Consider the following 451-nt stretch of genomic DNA (forward strand, 5'->3'; position numbering starts at 1 on the left):
CACCCGTGATGGGCATGCTGCGCGACACCGAACTCGACGACGTCGTCATGGTCCACTGCGCGCCACAGCCTCAGGACGTGATCTTCCGCAATGAACTGCACAGCCTGGTCGCGGACAAGAAGCTTCGGCTCACCGAGGTGCACACCGACACCGACGGCAAGCTCGACATCGCCCGTCTCCGGGAACTCCTGCCCGACTGGGCCGAGCGCGAGACCTGGGCCTGCGGGCCCGCAGGTCTGCTCGACGCCGCCGAAGAGCACTGGACCGAACAGGGCGTCCAAGAACGCCTGCACACCGAACGGTTCCGCACGGGCATCATCTTCGCCGGCGAAGGCGGCGAGGTCACGTTCAGCGCCACCGGCAAGACCATCGACGCGGACGGCGCCACGCCGTTGCTCGACATCGGCGAGGAGGGCGGCGTACTCATGCCCTCCGGGTGCCGCATGGGCAT

At 67.8% G+C, this 451-nt stretch carries 1 protein-coding gene; it reads left to right on the forward strand.

From position 1 onward, the window contains the following. Positions 1–14: 14 nt before the first annotated feature. The coding region (locus tag ACFU7D_RS29875) for a flavin reductase family protein (RefSeq protein WP_378874198.1) at positions 15–451 on the forward strand (437 nt) is incomplete at its 3' end.

Origin of the sequence: Nocardioides sp. NPDC057577, assembly GCF_042801335.1 — a bacterium.
GTDB lineage: Bacteria > Actinomycetota > Actinomycetes > Propionibacteriales > Nocardioidaceae > Nocardioides.